This is a genomic window from Crossiella sp. SN42, from assembly GCF_023897065.1.
Classification (GTDB): Bacteria; Actinomycetota; Actinomycetes; order Mycobacteriales; family Pseudonocardiaceae; genus Crossiella.
The window spans coordinates 125,459-141,882 of record NZ_JAMHIV010000004.1 but is presented as its reverse complement, the minus strand read 5'-3'; the positions used below and the strand labels follow the sequence as shown (position 1 = coordinate 141,882).

The following is a 16,424-nucleotide window of genomic DNA, read 5'->3' as shown; positions in this document are numbered from 1 at the left end:
AAGAACCACCGCGTGAGATGCGAAGTTTGACCAGAACTAGAGATCCGATCTCTGTGTAAGACACAGAGTTATCGATTCAGAACGCCCGCCCTGTAACCTTGCTGCGGTGAAGAAGCTCCATCTGCTGCCGTATCGGGAGTACGCTGCCTCACTCAACCGCAAGCGGGTCTCCGCCGGTGTCCTGTTCCGGGACTCCACCGAACGAGTGATGCTGGTGGAGACCACATACAAGGAACTCTGGGACATCCCTGGTGGCACGACCAACCCCGACGAGTCCCCTTGGAAGACCGCCTCTCGGGAACTCGCTGAGGAAGTCGGGATTCAGTTGCGGGAGCTTCGCCTCCTGGCGGTCGATCACATCCCTGCCGTGGAGGGCGACCCGATGCCTGAAGGGCTCGCATTCATCTTCGACGGCGGCCTGGTCACCGAGGCCGAGGTGGAGGCGATCACGCTGACTGATCCTGAGATCCGTTCCGTGGGCCTGTTTACCCTAGAGGAGGCCCGGCCACTCGTCGGCGAAGGCCTGTGGCGGCGTATCGCCGTCGCGCTCCGAGCCAGCGCCGACGGTCATCCGGCGCTGTGCGATTCTGGACGCACTACGGACTGGCGTGGCCTCGGACAACCTGCCCCCAGCGGAGGTGATGGTGCACACCCGGCTTGAGGAGAACCTGGCCTTGTTTCGCCGCGCCCGGAGCTACTCCCAAGAGGAGTTGGCCGAACGGTCAGGTGTCAGCGTCGACACGATCAGTGCGATCGAGTCAGGCAAGCGCGGCAACTGCCGTTCGGTGACGGTGGAGCGCCTAGCCAGGGGACTCGATGTGACAGTCACGGTGTTGCTCGGCCTGGAGTCACCGAGCCAGCAGCAGACTGCCGAGGCGCTGAATGATCTCCGACGTGCCATCACCGCGAGCGCGGAAATCCCCGGTTTGCATGATTTCGCCGAATCTGTCGAAGTCTTCTCCGTTGAAGCGATCGCCGCGACCGGCCACAGCGCATGGAGAACATACGTGGGAGGCCGCGACCACGACCTGCTGCACCTGTTGCCCAGTGTGCTGGCCGACGCCCGCCGCCTCGTGCACAACACCCGGGGCGATGCCCAGGCAGTGGCAGAGCGTCACCTGTCGGTTGCCTACCGCCTGGGCGCCGGCCTAGCTGGCAGATTCGGGCTGACCGACCTTGCCTGGACCGCCAGTGAACGAGCTTTGGATGCCGCTCGACGATGTGACTCGGCAGAGATCGAAACGGCGATCTCGATGCGCTACGCGGTGTGGGCGCTGATACGGCAGAACCGGACTGCCGAGGCTGAGCGGGTGGCGATCAAGGCCGCCGAAGGCATCCAGCCACAGATGCTGCACCTGGATCCAGTCCACGCCGGGGTGTTCGGGAATCTGATCTTCAACGCCGCGGTCGCCGCCCGGCTGTCTGGCAACGCAGCGCGCGGCGCGGACATGCTCAGGGTTGCCGAGGTCACTGCCTCGCGCACCCGCAAAGACACCGCCAGCGAAGCAGCGATCTTCGGGCCGAGGACCGTTGCCCTGCAGTATGTCGACCATGCCCTGCGACAGGGTGACCCGGAAACCGCGCTTCGGCTCGGTGCCAAGGTCCCCCAGGCAGATGGCGCTGTGCCGGCGTTCTGGGAAGCTGGGCATCGACTGCATCTGGCCGCCGCCGCAGTGCAGCTCCGCCGAGACACCCATGCGCTGGGCCTGTTGGCCCAGGCTCGTAGCCTCGCTCCGGACTGGACTGCCCAGCAGCCGCTGGGCCCGTCGATCATGCGGAAGCTGGTCAACCGCACCATTCGCCGCCGTGACAAAAAATTCGCTGCACTCGCAGCCCACTTCGGGGTGGGCGCCGCTACGGCGCAGTAGAACCCGAGTTCGCCGCTGCGACCCATCAGCCCTGCAATCTCATCGCGTTTCCTGGTGCGGCACAGGTGTCCCAACAGACCCCGCCCTGCTGATTCGCAGCAGCCCGCTTCCTCCGGCTACTCAGTGTGATTGATACAGGGGTATTCGTCCTGAGCGAATAGTGCTCGGTAGCAGCAGTTCGAGCATTGCCGATCTGAGCCCGAATACACCTCGGACTGTTTCCACCTTGGCTGACGAGCCGCCCTTGTTGAGCCTCGATGCTGGCACGATCGACCTTGTCCGGCTCGGAGTCGAGTTCCCGGAGGGGCGTCGTGGACGGCGGAGCACCAGGTGATGATGCTGCGGACGACGGCACGCGTGTCGTCCAACTACGTGGGTTCTGCGCACGGCCCTGTCGTGCAGGCAGGCGTCATCCACGGTGGTGTCCACCTCGACGTCGCAGGCGCCTCGCGGCCGCGGCCGGTTGCCAGGCTGATCTCCGAGTGGACAGCGAGGGACCTGGGTGTTCACGCGTCGATCGTTGTCGGCGACGAGGAGCCCACCGGCCTGCCCCGGTACGTGGTCCGCCGTCACGATGAAGTGGTGCGGGGGCTGTTGGGCAGGTGCGCCGACGAGAGCCTGATGGTGGTGTTGGTTGGCGGCTCGGCGGTCGGGAAGACCCGCACGGCCTACGAGGCGCTGCTTGCCTGCGACCAGGTGCGGTCGTGGCCTGTCCTCGTGCCCGACGGGCCGGCGCAATTGCGCGATGTGCTCGCCGATGGGGTGCCCGCACGGCACGTGCTGTGGCTCAACGACGTGAGCAGCCGCTTCCTCGACAGCAACCACGGTGCGGACCTCGCTGAAGGTTTGACTTCAGTGCTTCGGGCTGGCGGGCCGGTGCTGATCCTGACGGACCTGTGGACCTCGCATCTGCGGGCGCTGAACGACAACCGCCCCACAGTCGGAACGGCGTCGTCGGCACAGGTCGAGCACCTGCTGGAGTTGCCTCAGGTCGAACTGGTCGCCGTCCCGGACGACTTCGCCGAGGCGAACGAGGCCGAGCAGGCTCGCCTGCGGGATTGCGCCCGGCAGGACGAACGACTGGCGCTCGCGGTGCACCTGGCCCAGGCGGAGAAGAAGATCACGCAGCTGCTGGCCGGTGGGCCGCAGTTGCTCAGGCAGTACACCAAGGGCGGCTACACCGACACCGCGACACCCCTGCCGAGCTGACCGCGTGCGAAGTCGCTCACGTGCCTGATGGGCCACAGGCGTGTCACCATGCCGTCGGCCGAAGCGATCGTCGACGTAACCAGACCCGCCGGCTCCTTGCGGGCGTGGCCATGCACTCCTGGAGTTCTCGCCGTCGCCCGAAGCCGGGTGACCAACCGCAGAAAGGTCCACTGTGGACATTGTGTTGCTGTCGCTGACGATCGTGGCAGTCGTGATCGTTGGCTACGGCCTGATCGTCGGAGCAGAACGGCGCCGGGACCGGTTGCTGGACAAGAGGCTGACCTACTTGGAGGAGAAGACCAACGCGCTCTACCTCAAGCACGGCATCCCGCTGCCCGAGCACGATGCCGTGCGCACACTGGTGTTGCGCAGACGCCGCGTCGAGGCTGCCGAGCTGTACCGCGTCCTGACCCAGGCGGAGCCCAAGGAGGCCATGGAGTTTGTCAACCGGCTGGCCAAGAGCTGAGCACACCGCAGGGCGACGCGGTGGCGATCTGACCAGCGAGCACCGCGTTGCCGTGCACGGCTGCGACCTTGTTGAGCGTCTCCCTGTCCAAGGCCTGCGCTCGTGAGTCTGCAAGATCATCTGCCCGGCTGCCACGGTGGGCCTGGCCGGCGGGTATAGCGGCAGGAGGAGGTGCAGGCGGTGGCCACACTCTGGGCCCAGCGGCGGGTACTTCCCGGTAATGGCACCGGTGCCGCCGCCGAGTTCACCGTCGCCACGGCCGCTGACCTCGAGGAGTTCGTGGGGCGCTTGAGCCAGCCCGGCGTGGGCGGCCGTGTCGGGGCCTCGGCTGCTGGAGCTTGCCGGAGAGCTGCTCAGAGCCTAGATGTGCTGGCCAGGCTGCCACCGGACCGCCGTTGGCTGCCTCCCGCCGGTCCGGCAGAACTCCCGCACCGCCTCCTCAACCGCTGCGATCGGCACCGCGGCCGTCTCGGGAAACGTCAGGCCCGACTGCCAGTCAAACGTCAGCTCGACCGGTTCGGGCGACAGCTGCTCGGCGAGTGAGTCCACGAGCACCCCGTCCGGGAACTCCTCGGACTTGGGAGCGAGGTAGCTCACCGCTGCTGACACCCCGTCCTCCCCGACCGAGGTCAACAGCCTGACATCCGGGTAGTACCGCTGCCTGCCGTCGGTGCCCGTGGATGCCTCCCGGTCGGAGACGAACCACTGCACGACCCCCGCGCCCGGGGACAGCGCCTCGGCCAGCAGCGCCTCAACCTCGCTGGGCTGGCGCGCGTACCGCAGCCGGTTGTTCACCAGCGCACTCACCACGGTCTCGGTCACGGCGTCGCCTTTCCCTTCAGGACTATCGGTTCGGTCGCCCCGCGCTCCCACACCACCAGCATGGAGCCCTGCGGAAGCAACATCGGCACAGCCTCCACACAGCCGTAGGGGCCGCGGCAGACCGCCGTGTGGTTGATCGCCATCTTGCCGAAGGTCAGGCCCAGTTCGCGCATGATCGAGGCGGCCTTGACCTCAACGTGGCCAGTGACGGCCAGCTGCCCACGGTCCGGCAGCGTCGCGGCGAACCCGCTGGTCCGCAACGTCAGCTCAACGCGGTGGAGCCGGTCAAGCTCGGCGCGGTCGACCTCAGTGAGTGGCTGTCCTTGCTGGGGGCGGGGAAACCCGCTGGTGATGTAGAGGTCGTCCCCGCCCGGCACGGTCAACAACCCGGTGGTGGCCGTATCGCTGGTGCGGTCGGCCAGCTTCGCCTGCTGTTCCCGCGCCCAGGCCGGGTCTAGGGCGCGGTCCATCAAGGGCTTGGGCAGGGTGGAGGGGTGGGGCACGCTCCGCGACGGCGGGTCCGGCCTGGGGGTGGTCGTCGCGGGGGCACTCGCCGCGCCAGGGCTGGCGGTGGCGAGGATGCGGCCTACGGCTTCGTCGGCTCGGGAGCACAGGGGCAGGGCCTGGCGCAGCCCCATCTGTCCCTGCTCGATGAGGCCGAAGACCTCCGCCTCGACTTCCGCACCGGCCAGCGGCTCGCGGAAGAACCTGACCGTGTCGTCTAGCAGGTCATCGGCCTTGCCGATCGCCTTCTCGGCCTTCTCGACGGTGGCCAGCACCTGGTGCAGCGCTTTGATGATTTTGGCGAGGTCGCCGCTCATGGCCCCCCTTCCCCGGCTGACACCTCATGGTGACACCCAGGCCCGACAGACCGTGCTCAGCAGAGCCAGTCCGGTGCTGTGCCGTGCGCCTGCACCTGGTCCCTGAAGTCCTCCACAGTCTCGATGACGAGCGCGCGGTAGTCCTCCAGCTCTTGCTCGAAGGTCGCGCGCCGTTCGAGCAGCTGTCGCAGGGCGGTGACCGCTTCCTCGGCGTCGGAGTCGGCCGGTGGGGAGGAGCGGGTTCCGGCGGCAGCGCCGACCGTCCAGAGGTTGTGGGCACCGTGCACCACGTCGACTGCCGACCTGCCTACCGCGTGCGCCTCGTCGCTGGTGTAGATGGCCAGGAGGACCCGGCCCAGCAGGGCGGGCGGGATGTCCAACAGGTCCAGGCAATCACTCAACGTCGGCTCCTTGCTCAGCAGCTCGGCGGCCCCGGCCCTTGCCGGGCCGCACGAGTTTCAGGCTGGGTTCGATCTCCTGGAGCACGCGCAGTGCCGTCGAGACCAGAACCGCCTCGTGCTCCTTGAACTTGCTGGCCAAGGTGTCCAAGGCCAAGGTGTAGCGCTCGTGGCCCTTGCCGAACTCCTCGACGGTCACGGTGGGCTTGCGCAGGGCACGACCGGCGCGCAGTTGCTTCAGCTCGGCGGCGGCCTCGGTGAAGTCGTCCTCAGCGGCGGCCAGCTCCTTCGTGGTCAGGTCCTGGGTCAGCGCGAGGTCGGCCGCGGCGAAGGCCCGATCGAGTTCGGGCCGCGTGAACCTGACGCCCTGCTCGGCCAACTGGTGTGCTGCGAGGTCGGGCCTCGGCTCCGGGAGGGTGCCGGTGCTGAACTGCTGGAGGTTCGCTGCCGCGCTGGTGAACTGCCGACTCAGGGTCCGGAACTCGTCGATCCAGTCCGCCGACCTCGCCACAGGTGCGTTGCCCGCGTCATGGCGGATTTGCAGCTCTGCCGCAGCCGAGCGCACCAACACGGCGATCTCGACCAGCTTGGGGAAGGCGCTGGTCAGCCAGCCCAGCACTTCGTCAAGTTCGATGCCCAGGTCTTCCAGCTGCTCCAGATCGAAGTCATTGGCTGTGCCTGCGGTGGCGTCCATGACATCCAGGACGCCGAGCAGGCACTTCGTGATCAGCTCCACGTTCGTGCTGGAGGTGGCCGCGGACTTGTGGAGCTTGGCGAGTGCTTTACGTGTCGGTGCTGGCTTCATCGGTTCCTCCTGGGTGGCCGACGTTCAGCCGCCCGTTCGGCCAGCTTTTCGTTCAACAACTCCTCCAACTCGTCGATGCTTCGCCGCTCCAGCAACATGTCCCAGTGCGTGCGGGGTGGCTTGACCTTCTTGGGCTCCGGCTCGTTCTCCCGAACCGCGCAGGCGCTCTCGGCGCCGTGATGCCGGCATTCCCACGTCGGCGGGACCTCGGCGTCCTCGGCGAAGGGGATGGTGAACGTGCAGCCCTTCGGGCAGTCGTAGGCGATCGACTTGGTTGCCGCGCCCGCGTCGTACTCCTGCTCGTAGCTGACGTGGCCACTCAGTCGCCACCCTCGTAACCGCAAGTCGCTCACTCCGCGCCTTCCGCTCCCGGCGTGCTGGGCTGCTCGCTACCGACCTCGGCGGCTTCCGCGGCGGCTGGGGCGGGCGCGTCGACCGAGCCGGAGCCGTCCTCGTCGGCAGGCTTGCTGGCTTCGGCGGCCGTGGCCCGACGTTCGGCCATCTCCTTCTTCGCCATCACCAGGTCGATTGGAAGGTCGAATTCTTGTTCGCGGCACATACGGAGGACTGTCACGAGGTGCTCGTGGAGGTGGCCGAGTTGAAGGATCCTGTTGCTCAACGAGTACATCGGCATTGCGCGGTAGGTGCTTCCGACCATGGCGATGATCTGGTCCAGCTTGGCGAGGCCGACCTCCAAGTCCTCGATCGGCAGACTGTGGACAGCCTTGTCGATCATGTCTTGGCAGTAGTCGGCCGGTAGGGCATCTAGGACATCGAAGTTCATTTGCTTGTCCCCCTTAAGATCTAGCTGTTGTTGATCAAACTAACTGGGTCAGGCAAGCTGGGTTGGAACTCGCGGGCCAGGGTGAGCGCGCGCCCCACGTCCAACGCCGGAACGCTGTCCAGGTGGGCGATCGTGGACTGGTCGTAGTCGTGGACGTGGATCAGGTGCCACGTCCGGATGGCCGAGGCCACCCGGCGGCCCCGGAAGATGCGGTTCCATCCGTAGACCGCATCGCCTGCGTCGGCGTTGATCGGGTGGTGGAGCAGCAGGCCAAGGATGTACTCGGGCCGGATGAGCGGGTCGATCTCGAAGGGGCGCAGGGCCGCAGGCTCGACCAGGCGGGGCACCAGCAGGCAGACGCTGACCGCGATGGCGCGGCCCAGCTCGTTGTTCATGGTCATCCTTCATGCGTTTTGGGTGGGGCCGTGGGCGACCCGCGCCGTGCAGCCGCCCACGACCCCTTTCCCGACCAGCCGCGGTATGGGCGGAAGACAGCGGCCGACCGGGAAGCCTTACGTAGAACTGATTCCTGGGATCGTGCGGGAAATAACACCGGCACCGAGGCACCCCATGCACGGTGCTCCACCCTGGCGAGGGACAAGCTCGGTCTTGTCAAACGTCTTGCCGCAATAGGACGTCGCCTGGTCGGGCAGGTCCGTGTAGCTAGCGAACCCGGTGAACGCGTGCGTCTCGCGGTCCCGCAAGCTGTTGCACCACAACAGATTCGCGTCAGCGGTCACTTGCCGATCTCCCGGACAACGAGCGTGATGGTCACGGCAAGCGCGACGGCGCTCGCCAAAACCACAATGCACCCCAGGACGAAGTCCGTCGGTGCCCCGAGCATCAGCGGCACCTGGTAGCGGCCGGTTGAGACCTGCATGGGCAATCCTGTTCGTACTCAAGGAAACTCGGTGCTAGACGGTCGGTGCCGCCCCCGCGTCGAGCTGTGGGAGAGGGACGCGGGCGGGGGATGGCGGCACCGACCGGGTTACCGCGGTGACCTCACGCGGCGGTGGCCAGCGGTCTCGGGGTTGGCGGGCTGTGCCGCCCATGCCGGCCGTCGTGGAGGTCAGCGAACACAAGCGGGTAAGCACGACAGGGAACCGGGTCGCGGTGGCGACGCAGTCAGCGCCAGACAGGCCGGTCATCCGTAGCGCACCGCTCGCACAACCCGTCTTCGTCCGGCCGGTGCTTCTCCAGGAGCACGATGAGGCCCAGGAGGGACCGAACGCCGTCCTTGCGTGCCAGGTCGAGTGCCGCCGCGTCCTCGCCGAACTGGTAGACCCGCAGTTGGGTATTCAGGCTGACGGAGACCGCGTGTTTGACCGGCCACATCACGCACCACCCCGAGGGGTGGGCACTTCGGGGAGCGTGCGGGCGTGCTCGCCCATGAGGTCGGCAAGCTCCGACAACTCCGCGGCGTCGAGCCTCGCGGTCTCTCCCGGCGGCACCAGGAGCGTGCCCCCGGTCCCTTCCGGAATGAAGTGCATGCGCCGTCTCCGGTCGGAGGCGTCGTAGCACGGCAACGTCTTTGCCCTCGGGGGGAGGACCGGCGTTACCGGGGCACCCTGATCGACAGGCATAGCGAACTCCTCGCAGGTCGTCAGTCGTCTGCCGGGACCGAGTGGACGATGCTCCGTCAGGCATGGAGCCTGGCTTGCCTCACTCGGCTGAACAGGGACGATGACCGCGCCAACCCTCGTCGGATCTTCTGGTTGGAAACTCGCCTGCACGGCCTGCCGCGCTGTTCATACCCCAGCCTCACCGAGTGCCGTTGATCACGGAACACCACTTAGCCTGGATGTCAAGTGGCAGACAGCCTGGATCTTTTCTGGATGTTTTCCCGGATGCTCGCCCGTTTCGGACGGCTACGGAAAGTGCCAAACTGGACACCGCACGTCAGGGAGGACTCCGTGCCAGCACCGAACCTCGATCTCATCACGCGGCGCGAGGCGATGAAGTCGCCCAACGCACCGGACCAGGCGCTTTCGCGCCAGGAGCTGGCCGATCTCGTCAATAAACGGCTGTTCAAGCTGGACCCGAAGGCCCCGCCGGTCACCTACGACACCATCGCCAAGCTGGAACAGGGTGTCATCGGTCGCCCGCGCGAGGCTGTCCGCAGGGCGGCCTTTCGAGCTGCCCTCCAGGTCGAGACCGACGCAGAACTGGGGTTCCATCGACCACGCCGTACCCGTTCTACTGCTCCTGTGGACCGTCAGCAGTTCCTCCGGGCCGCAGTCGGGATGACCGCCGGAGTGGCCCTAGGTCAGTCGAGACCCACTGAACTTTTCCAGAACCCGCAACCCGCGCCCGTACCCTCGGTAGTCGGGCCGGCCGAAGTCGCAGAGGTTCGCGAACTCGCGGGCGTCTTCGCAAACTGGGACGCCACCTACGGCAGTGGGTTGATCCGGGAAGCCGTTGTCGCCCAGTTGCGCTACTGCGTCGAACTGCTCAACGCCCGGTGCGCGCCCGCCGTCGAACACGAACTGCAATCCGCTGTGGGTTACCTCGCCCACGTGGCCGCTTTCATGGCCTTCGACAGCTACGCCCACGACGATGCCCGACGCATGTTCACCTTCGCGCTGCGCTGTGCCGAGGACAGCGCAGACTGGCACCTGCGCGCGAAAGTTCTCTCGTCGATGGCCCGGCATTCCATCTGGTGCGGCGATCCCGACACCGGGCTGACCCAAGCCGAACTTGCGCTAGTGCGCTCAGACCGGCTGACCGGGACCGAGCTGGCCATGCTCCACACAGCGCGGGCACGGGCGCTGGCCAAACTTCGCCGGGTCGAAGAGGCCGCAGCAGCCGTCGGCGCGGCGGATGAGGCTTTCGCCCGCGCCCGTCCCCACAACGACCCACCGTGGATGGCCTACTACGACGCCGCCCAGCACTACGGCGACACCGGACACGCCCTGTGGGACACGGCCATGGCTGGGAGATTCGCCACCGAGGCACGCAACCGCCTCGCTGCCGCCGTGGCCGGACACGACGACCGACACGCACGATCCCGCATGATCAGCCAGATCAAGCTGGCGTCCCTGATCATGGCGACCGGCGACCCGATCGAGGCAGCCACACTGGGGCGGCAGGCGTTGGACTGGACAGGCCCGGTCCGATCCCGACGCGCGGCTGACGATCTCCGCACGCTGCAAACGCTGGCCGAGCCGCACCAGCGCAAGAGCGAAGTTGCGGAGCTGACCAGCAAGCTCGGCGCGGTGGTCAAGGCGTGACTCCGCCGGAGGCCAGTGGTCGCGCCATCCTGGAGGAAGCGGCCGGCCGCTTCGGGCTCGACGCACAAGGCGCAGAGCTGATTCGACTGGGAGAGAACGCGCTGTGGCGGCTCCCGGCAGGCGTCGTTGTCCGCATCGGCCAGCACGACCAGGACGCGGCAGCGGCCAAGGAGGTAGGCGTAGCTCGATGGCTCGCCGACGGCGGGGTGGCCGCCGTCCGCGTGCTCGACGGTCTGCATCAGCCGGTGAACGTCGCTGGACGCCCGGTGACGTTTTGGCAGGAACTGCCCCCGCACGAACCCGGCACTGTTGTCGACGTTGCCGTTGCGCTACGCGCCTTCCACCGCCTTGCCCCGCCCACGATCGCGCTGCCGAAGCTGGCGCCCTTCGTGCGGCTGGCTGAACGCATCCAGGCTGCGACGAGCGCCGGCGACGACGATCGCGCTTGGCTGCTTGACAGGCTGGATGAGCTTCGTCAGCGGTATGCCAACCTGCCCCCGGGCCTGCCACACCGGGTCGTTCACGGTGATGCATGGCGCGGCAACATCGCCCGGCTGGGTAACGGCCACGCCGTCCTGCTGGACTTCGAGCGCGTAGCCCTCGGCCCGCCGGAGTGGGATCTCACCTCCACCGCCGTCTCCTACACCAGCACCGGGTGGCTGGACGCGGAGCAATGGAAAAGCTACTGCGACGCCTACGGCCACGATGTGACGCGCTGGGAGGGCTATGCCGTGCTGCGAGACATCCGCGAGCTGCGAATGACCACAATGGCCGTTCAAGTGGCTGAACGAGACCCCGGTCAGTACGCGCGGCAAGCCGCCCACCGCATCGCTTGCCTCCGCGGCCACAGCGGTCCTCGGCCGTGGCGCGGGTGGCACGCCGTCCCCTAGACAGGGGGCGTCAGCGGGGCCGCAGCACCCGCCGTGTCTCCACGGTCCGCAGGCTCAAGGGCCCCATGCCCGCCGGGGTGCGGGTGAGCTGGTAGCGCACTAGGCCGACCCAGTAGCCCTCCTCAGTCCGGAGCCACGCATCCAGCCACCCGCGTTCGCGGCCGACAAGCCGCAGTGCGCCCGGGAGCGCTCGCTCTGATCTTGGGTCCCCGACGAACGCCAGCCTGTACTGCTCCTCCACGTCGACCCACACGGGCTGTGGTGTCGAGAACAGTCGCGCCAGGGCTGGGTTCGGTTGGTGCGGTTCGCTCATACGTTCGATTCTGCGCCTCCGTGCGCGTGTCGTCCATCCGTGCTGCGGTGGCCGCCTTCGACTCGCCGCTACTCCAGGTAACCAGCTAGCGTCAAGCGCGATCGATGAGCCGATCGGACGAGCCAGGGGGCCAGATGGAGAGCACCAGCAGGGAATCGGCCACCAAGGAAACCTTGGCCTTGAAGGACGCGGCCGCAGACTTGGAGAAGGGGCTCGCCGGCCACTTGGCGGCGCTGCGGCACGCTGACGGGTGGCCCGAGACGGCCGTGGCCGAGGTGCCTCGAATCCTGGATACCTGCCGCGCGGTCGCCGAGAAGTACGAGTGGATCGGCCCCGGCCGCGAACAGGGCGACGAGGACCCGGCCGTGTCGTTGGCCACGGTCCTGGTCGACATCAGGGGCGCGGTGCTGGCCTTCATCGGTTCCCCCGAGCCGGGTAACCGTGGGAAGTCGACCGACGTGTACTGGGCGCTGGACACCGCGCTGCGCCAGGCGCTGGAGGTGTGCGCGAAGCTCCGGGGCAAGCCCATCGACCGGCTACGCGCGCAGTACCTGGCGTCGTTCTCGCTCTACGCCCCCAAAAATGTGTATGGCTGAGGATGCGACGCCCAGCCGGCCGGAGCAGCTCGTGGTGGTCGTGGACGGCCTGCACCTGGAGTCGCCCACCTCCATCAGCTCCTGGTGTGAGGAGCTGGCGGCCTACCAGCGCGCGGTGTCGGCCGCCCAACAGCGGCCGACACCGGAAACCCTGTTCGCGGCGGCAGACGCCGCGGACCGCCTATCCTGGCGCTACCGGGCACTGAGCATGGACCACCGGTGCATGCCGACACCTGCCAGTCCGGCCTACAGGATCTCCACCCAGCTGGACGCCCGCACCGTGGCCTACCGGCGGACTGCCCGCGGGCAGCAGTAGGTCGGGACCAGATGCCCGCTCGGGTCGACACCCAGCATGAGCCTGGTGGCTCCGCATCCTGGGCATCGGACAGGTTGGCGGGGCCTCGGCCGGAGGCCCATCGCGGCAAGTAGCGTGCGGACCCGGCTGGCCATGGCGAGCAGGCTAGCTGGTGGAGTTCGCGCGAAGCTCCTCTGCGCGCTGGCGGAGTGGCGTGTTTACCGTTTGACGCGGGCGCGGATCGCCAGCGCGGCTAGGGCCAGCAGCAGTGGGCCGAAGGCGCGCCCGGCCATGACCGTCCACACCCCGGCAGGGGTAAGCCGCTGGTCGGCGTCACGGAAGACCACCGACCCCAGCGCGATGCGGATCGCCTTGTCCATCCGGTCCCGGGTCCAGCGCTGGTCCGGCGGTGGGGGCGTCGCGGGTGCGGGCTTGACCTCCAGGGTGATCTGCTGCCCTCGCTCGGCCACCGCGGCTGGGATCGTGCCGGTGACCTGCTGCAGCGCGGTGTCCTGTGGCAGGCCGTAGGTGGTTAGCAGGATGAAGAGCACGCCGATGGTGGCGGCCAGGACCGCGAGTGCGCGGCTGGCGCGTTGCCCGTATCCGGAGACCAGCCAGTACACCGTGAGCAGGACGCGTTCCAGGAACCCGGTGGAGGGGGCGTGACGGCGCGCCTCCATCTCGCCGTAGTAGAAGTCCCCGGCCCCGGCCTCGTTCTTGGCATCCTCCAAGGCCTTGCGCAACGACCGGTACACCACCACCAGCCGCTCCGGGCCCACCGGCGGACGCTCAGCAACATCGAAAACGACACCATGGGAATCGGGGAGGTTCTTGGTCCAGCCGCCGGACTTGCGCCGCCCGGCACGCCACGGGTGTTCCTCGGCCAGCACTCGCCGCGAGGTCCACCGCCACACCGGCGGCCAGGCCAGGCCGATCTGCCAGCCACCGGGTGGCTCGTTGAACGGGCTACGACCTTCCAGGCGGAGCTTGTCCAGCTGGTGGGCGCCGGCGAAGCGGCACCACCGCAGGTCCACATCGGCCAACGTCAGCTGCGAGACATCGGTCTCCTGCACCGACAGCAGCTGCGGAACCCACTCCTCAAGACCAGCTCCGCGAGGCTGGGACACACTCACCGGGTCGGTGCCGTCCCGCTCAGCGACCCATGCGCTGATCTGTTCCTGCTCCGCTGCCACGGCCAAGCTCGCGTGCTCGAATGGTGCTGGCGCGCCGCTCAGCGAGGAAGGCGCGCCGAAGAATGCGCCGCGCGCATCGATCCTCGCGTACCGCACACGGAGCTCCACCCCACCTTCAAACCGCGTGTGCCCGGCCGAAAGCCTGTTCGTCTCCGCCTCAACAACGACTCGCTTCGCGAACGACGCGCCATCCACCGAAAGCGTGTTCGCCACCAACGGCCCGAACCTGGCGTCGCTGCCGAACGTCGCGTCGGTGAACCAGGCTTCCCCGCCGAACGTCGCGCCGCCGAACCTGGCGTCCCTGGCGAACGTCGCGCCGTCGAACCGGGCTTCCCCGCCGAACTCTGCGCCGTCGAACGAGGCGTCCCCGCCGAATTTCGCGTCGCCGAACCCGGCTTCCCCGCCGAACGTCGCGCCGCCGAACCAAGCGGCCTGGCCGAAGTCCGCGCTGCCGAACCAGGAGGCCGCTCCGAACGTCACGTCGATGAATCCGGCTTCCCCGCCGAATGTCACGCCGCCGAACCAAGCGGCTTGGCCGAAGTCCGCGCCGCCGAACCCGGCGGCCCGGCCGAATTTCGCGTCGCCGAACCCGGCGGCCCCGCCGAATTTCGCGTCGCCGAACCGGGCTTCCCCGCCGAACTCTGCGCCGTCGAACCAGGCGGCCGCTCCGAATGTCACGCCGTCGAACGAGGCTTCCCCGCCGAACTCCGCGCCGTCAAACCCGGCGGCCCGGCCGAACTCCGCGCCGTCGAACCGGGCTTCCCCGCCGAACTCCGCGCCGCCGAACCCGGCCTCCCCGCCGAATGTCACGCCGTCAAACCCGGCGGCCCCGCCGAACTCTGCGCCGCCGAACCAAGCGTCCCCGCCGAACCTCGCGCCGCTGAACTTGAAGGTAGCAGTGTGGTCGCTGGGCGTGGCATGGTCGTTGTGCTGTGGGCCATCACCGGAGAAGAAGCAGTGTCCGAAGTCTGCATGGCCAAGACGAGGAGGGGAGGGGGCCGGGCCCCCGCCCTCGGACATGCCCGCCAACAGGCGGTGGAGAAGCCCTGGGGTCAGGGCCGTGCCGCGAAGGTCCACATCGGCCCCGGGAGTGAACCGGGCGAGTGCGGTATCAAGGTCGTCTGCAGTCAGGTGCGCAAGGCACTGTTCGAACCCCTCAAGCCGCCGACCGGTGCACTGTCCCGCGTCCTCGGTGCAGGTAGGCCAGTCGGGTGTGAAACGAGGCCTCGTGTTGGTGGTGTCATCGGGCATCGGGCAGTTCTAGGCCAGCACCATCACGACCGGGGGTGCCACGCCCCCTGAGTCCCGAAGTCACACCCAATGGCGCAGCGCTGGGCGTGGACCTTCGCGGGAGCTGCCCAGTGATCTGTGGTTCGGGAATGCCAACAGCCATTGATCTGTCAGCCCGCGTGTGCGGGGACGATGTGGGACTCCGCAAGTGCTTCAAGGTCGGCCTGGGACCACCAATCCCGCGGACGAGGGAGAGCGCAACGCATGCAGAACCTCTCTGCTTGGAGCAGCATCACAGGCGTTCTGTGCCTTTCGGTAGTCCGAAGGTCAGCGCCTCGGTTGGCGCAGAAGTGCCGGCGGCGTCGAGACTGATTCGCGATGGCGTGGGTGTCGCCTTCGGCATGCTTGGCGGCTGAGCCATCACGCGGCTGGTGGGGGCGCCCGTGGCGATCGTGCTCGGTGCCGTCTGCTCGCTACTGGTGAACAGGCCTTGGCCAACCCGCCGGGCTTCGTCGCGTCCACAACTACGAGAACATGATCCTCGCCCGTCTGAAGAAGGGACCTGCATGACCGAACCCACAGACCGTCTTCTTCTGCGTGTCGGTGCGGCCAGTCACATCGGCGCTCGTCACCACAACGCCGATGCCTTCGGCTACATCGAGGACACCGCCACCGGGGAATGGTGCTGGGCAGTGGCCGACGGCATCGGCGACAGGCCCGACGCCGCTGACGCCGCCCACCGGGCCGTGCACGCGGCAGTTACCGCAGGGTCGGCCAAGAGCGCGGAAACCGCGATGCTGGCCGCCGCCGACGCACTAGCCGCCGACAGCGCGGACAAGCCGGAAGCCGACTGCGTTCTGGCCGTGGCCATCCAGCAAGGCGAGAGCGCAGTAGAGATCGCCTGGACCGGCGACATCCGCTGCTACCGCTACGACGCTGCCGGGCTGACGCTGCTCACCACCGACCACACGGTCGGCCAGCACATGCGCAGCAGCGGAGGCCCCGTTCAGGCCGCCGAAGCCGGCAAGTACGACCACATCGTCACCACGACCGTGGCCACTGCCCGCCGCGACGGATTCAGCATCACCATCACCGACGCGGGCTTCCTCGGGTTGCTGCTGGTCTCCGACGGTGTCGGCAAGGTACTTGAGGACAGGATGATCGCCGGGATGTTCACCGAGTATGGCCGGGACCCGCAGGCGTGCGCCGAGCAGCTCGTAGCCGAGGCTGTGCGGCTGAGCGGCGAGGACGCTGACAACGCCACCGCCCTGGCCGTGATCCCCGCGGGGGGGGGCGCTTGTCCCTAGTCCGCCGTGATCGTGGGCGCACCTCGGGGTAGCGGACCATCGCTTCTTTGACTCGAGCACCTGTTCTGTCCTGTGCTCTGCGGGTACTGGGGAAGATCACCAGCCAGGGTTGCTGGCAGTCACATTCCGGGATCAAACTCGGCTTCGGTTCGCCACGCTGGTAACGCATCAGCCGCTACCACGGTGTGCGGGTGTTC

At 67.8% G+C, this 16,424-nt stretch carries 19 protein-coding genes; 9 read left to right on the top strand and 10 right to left on the bottom strand.

Features of this window, described 5'->3' with window-relative positions:
• Window positions 1–106: 106 nt before the first annotated feature.
• From M8C13_RS07060 to M8C13_RS07045, 4 genes are all read left to right on the top strand, one after another.
• Window positions 107–661 (top strand): NUDIX hydrolase, encoded by a 555-nt coding sequence (locus tag M8C13_RS07060; protein WP_252479664.1) that lies wholly within the window; start codon window positions 107–109, stop codon window positions 659–661.
• The gene (locus M8C13_RS07055) at window positions 609–1,868 is read left to right on the top strand and encodes a helix-turn-helix transcriptional regulator (protein ID WP_252479663.1); all 1,260 of its coding nucleotides are present in this window, start codon (window positions 609–611) and stop codon (window positions 1,866–1,868) included. The genes M8C13_RS07060 and M8C13_RS07055 overlap by 53 nt, the downstream gene beginning before the upstream one ends.
• A gap of 330 nt (window positions 1,869–2,198) precedes the next feature.
• A complete protein-coding gene (locus tag M8C13_RS07050) occupies window positions 2,199–3,077 on the top strand; it encodes a hypothetical protein (protein WP_252479662.1) in 879 nt (292 codons plus the stop codon).
• A gap of 181 nt (window positions 3,078–3,258) precedes the next feature.
• Window positions 3,259–3,543, top strand: a complete 285-nt coding sequence (locus tag M8C13_RS07045) for a hypothetical protein (RefSeq protein WP_252479661.1) — start codon at window positions 3,259–3,261, stop codon at window positions 3,541–3,543.
• Between the two features lie 360 nt (window positions 3,544–3,903).
• On the opposite strand, the gene M8C13_RS07040 is transcribed toward M8C13_RS07045, so the two are convergent.
• From M8C13_RS07040 to M8C13_RS07000, 9 genes are all read right to left on the bottom strand, one after another.
• Window positions 3,904–4,365 (bottom strand): Imm1 family immunity protein, encoded by a 462-nt coding sequence (locus M8C13_RS07040; protein WP_252479660.1) that lies wholly within the window; start codon window positions 4,363–4,365, stop codon window positions 3,904–3,906.
• Window positions 4,362–5,186 carry a DddA-like double-stranded DNA deaminase toxin gene (locus M8C13_RS07035; protein WP_252479659.1) on the bottom strand — a complete coding sequence of 275 codons (825 nt, stop codon included), beginning with the start codon at window positions 5,184–5,186 and terminating at the stop codon, window positions 4,362–4,364. The genes M8C13_RS07040 and M8C13_RS07035 overlap by 4 nt, the downstream gene beginning before the upstream one ends.
• 56 nt (window positions 5,187–5,242) lie before the next feature.
• Window positions 5,243–5,587: a hypothetical protein gene (locus tag M8C13_RS07030; RefSeq protein ID WP_252479658.1), complete on the bottom strand. Its 345-nt coding sequence runs from the start codon at window positions 5,585–5,587 to the stop codon at window positions 5,243–5,245.
• On the bottom strand, window positions 5,580–6,389 hold the full coding sequence (locus tag M8C13_RS07025; protein WP_252479657.1) for a hypothetical protein: 810 nt from the start codon (window positions 6,387–6,389) through the stop codon (window positions 5,580–5,582). The genes M8C13_RS07030 and M8C13_RS07025 overlap by 8 nt, the downstream gene beginning before the upstream one ends.
• Window positions 6,386–6,742 (bottom strand): RNA polymerase-binding protein RbpA, encoded by a 357-nt coding sequence (locus M8C13_RS07020; protein WP_252479656.1) that lies wholly within the window; start codon window positions 6,740–6,742, stop codon window positions 6,386–6,388. The genes M8C13_RS07025 and M8C13_RS07020 overlap by 4 nt, the downstream gene beginning before the upstream one ends.
• On the bottom strand, window positions 6,739–7,173 hold the full coding sequence (locus M8C13_RS07015) for a hypothetical protein (RefSeq protein WP_252479655.1): 435 nt from the start codon (window positions 7,171–7,173) through the stop codon (window positions 6,739–6,741). The genes M8C13_RS07020 and M8C13_RS07015 overlap by 4 nt, the downstream gene beginning before the upstream one ends.
• 20 nt (window positions 7,174–7,193) lie before the next feature.
• Window positions 7,194–7,568, bottom strand: coding sequence for a hypothetical protein (locus tag M8C13_RS07010; RefSeq protein ID WP_252479654.1), 375 nt, complete (start codon window positions 7,566–7,568; stop codon window positions 7,194–7,196).
• Window positions 7,569–7,909: 341 nt separating this feature from the next.
• Complete coding sequence (locus M8C13_RS07005; RefSeq protein ID WP_252479653.1) at window positions 7,910–8,053, bottom strand: hypothetical protein; 144 nt, start codon at window positions 8,051–8,053, stop codon at window positions 7,910–7,912.
• Window positions 8,054–8,298: 245 nt separating this feature from the next.
• Window positions 8,299–8,511 carry a hypothetical protein gene (locus M8C13_RS07000; RefSeq protein ID WP_252479652.1) on the bottom strand — a complete coding sequence of 71 codons (213 nt, stop codon included), beginning with the start codon at window positions 8,509–8,511 and terminating at the stop codon, window positions 8,299–8,301.
• Window positions 8,512–9,086: 575 nt separating this feature from the next.
• Between M8C13_RS07000 and M8C13_RS06995 the strand changes: the two genes are divergently transcribed.
• The 4 genes from M8C13_RS06995 to M8C13_RS06980 all read left to right on the top strand — a co-directional run bounded on the left by M8C13_RS06995 (window position 9,087) and on the right by M8C13_RS06980 (window position 12,518).
• On the top strand, window positions 9,087–10,403 hold the full coding sequence (locus tag M8C13_RS06995) for an XRE family transcriptional regulator (RefSeq protein WP_252479651.1): 1,317 nt from the start codon (window positions 9,087–9,089) through the stop codon (window positions 10,401–10,403).
• Window positions 10,400–11,293, top strand: coding sequence for a phosphotransferase (locus M8C13_RS06990; RefSeq protein WP_252479650.1), 894 nt, complete (start codon window positions 10,400–10,402; stop codon window positions 11,291–11,293). Before M8C13_RS06995 ends, M8C13_RS06990 begins: the two co-directional genes overlap by 4 nt.
• Before the next feature lie 447 nt (window positions 11,294–11,740).
• The gene (locus tag M8C13_RS06985) at window positions 11,741–12,202 is read left to right on the top strand and encodes a hypothetical protein (protein WP_252479649.1); all 462 of its coding nucleotides are present in this window, start codon (window positions 11,741–11,743) and stop codon (window positions 12,200–12,202) included.
• A complete protein-coding gene (locus tag M8C13_RS06980) occupies window positions 12,195–12,518 on the top strand; it encodes a hypothetical protein (RefSeq protein WP_252479648.1) in 324 nt (107 codons plus the stop codon). Before M8C13_RS06985 ends, M8C13_RS06980 begins: the two co-directional genes overlap by 8 nt.
• Window positions 12,519–12,715: 197 nt before the next feature.
• On the opposite strand, the gene M8C13_RS06975 is transcribed toward M8C13_RS06980, so the two are convergent.
• Window positions 12,716–14,941, bottom strand: a complete 2,226-nt coding sequence (locus M8C13_RS06975) for a pentapeptide repeat-containing protein (RefSeq protein ID WP_252479647.1) — start codon at window positions 14,939–14,941, stop codon at window positions 12,716–12,718.
• A 545-nt stretch (window positions 14,942–15,486) separates the two neighbouring features.
• Here M8C13_RS06975 and M8C13_RS06970 point away from each other — a divergent pair.
• The gene (locus M8C13_RS06970) at window positions 15,487–16,227 is read left to right on the top strand and encodes a PP2C family serine/threonine-protein phosphatase (protein ID WP_252479646.1); all 741 of its coding nucleotides are present in this window, start codon (window positions 15,487–15,489) and stop codon (window positions 16,225–16,227) included.
• The last annotated feature ends 197 nt before the right edge of the window (window positions 16,228–16,424 follow it).